A 1,294-nucleotide genomic window follows, 5' to 3' on the forward strand; every position below is an offset into this window, starting at 1 on the left:
TGACTAGTCCTGATATAGGTTGACAACTTTTCATGCATAAAACGCTCGGTGAACCTCATCGGGCGTTTTATAGTTTAATGATAAATGCGGGCGCCTTTCATTATAAATCTGGATTGATTCTTCAACCAACCTTCGTGCCTGCTCTAAATTTCTTGGTTTTACTAGAAGATACTCCATTTTTAATATTCCATTAACTCTTTCTGCTAAGGCATTTTGATAGCAATCATAGCCATCAGTCATAGAACATTGAATATTATGATTTCTATGTATTTCTTGATACTCCGACGAACAATACTGTAGCCCACGATCTGAATGATGGATCAGCGATGTTGTCGAACAGCGTTTTTTTAAAGCCTGAACCAGCGACTTCTTCACCGAACTTGTTTTCATATTGTCATCTAAATGATATCCCACGATTTTTCGCGAGTACGCATCCGTAATTAAACTTAAATAGGTATCACCCTCATGTGTCGATAAATAGGTAATATCCGCTACCCAGAGTTGCTCAGGCTGTGTGGGGATAAATCCTGATTTAATTAAATTTGGATGTCGATGAAAACGATGATGGCTTAAAGTTGTTCTATGATAAGCCCGCTTATTCGGCACAAGTAACCGATGTTCCTTCAATAAAGTAAATAGCCGGTCACGACCAATAATCATTTGTTTTTGCTTTAAAATAAAATGTAACTTACGCCCTCCCAGTCTGGGATGAAAGGCGCGTTCAGACTTAACAATATCAATAATGGCCGTATCGATTTTTTGTCGTTTTTCAGTCTTATCCTGTCGCTTGTAGTAGGCTTGCCGGCTAATATTCATAAAACGACAAGCTATTGTTACGGTGAGGTTTTTAACCGTTTTTTCTTTAATAACTCGGCCTTGCGCTTTTTTGACAAGCGAACTCCGAAGTCTCTATCCATAACTTTGACAACAGCTTCAAAGAAATCGGATTTAAGCCGAGCTTCTTCAAGTTCCCTTTCGAGTAGTTTGATGCGTTGTTCTGGGGTTTGTTGCTCAGGAGTTTGGGTCATAGCAGTACCTTTATAAAGAGTATTGGGCGTACCTTCAGACCAATCTAATCTACCATGTTTACGAAGCCATACCAAAACGGTAGAACATCCTTGTATCCCATATTGATATTGAGCTTGTTTATAGGTGAGCTCGCCTTTTTCTACTTGGTCAACAACCTGTAATTTAAAAGCGAGGGAATAATCGCGTTGAGTTCGTTTAGTGATTGGTTTCATTACACTCTCCAATTTTAGATTGGAAAAGTGTCAACCTTATTTAGGATGGGTCA

General features: G+C 38.9%; 1 protein-coding gene. It reads right to left on the reverse strand.

Features of this window, described 5'->3' with window-relative positions; all coding sequences use genetic code 11:
• Positions 1-30: 30 nt before the first annotated feature.
• A protein-coding gene (locus tag PSF42_RS20695) for an IS3 family transposase (protein WP_272680574.1) occupies positions 31-1,241 on the reverse strand; the annotation gives its coding sequence in 2 pieces (ribosomal slippage) (positions 31-899 and positions 899-1,241; 1,212 coding nt in all).
• Between the last annotated feature and the right edge of the window lie 53 nt (positions 1,242-1,294).

It is taken from the genome of Providencia sp. PROV032 (assembly GCF_028484875.1).
Taxonomy (GTDB): Bacteria; Pseudomonadota; Gammaproteobacteria; order Enterobacterales; family Enterobacteriaceae; genus Providencia; species Providencia rettgeri_E.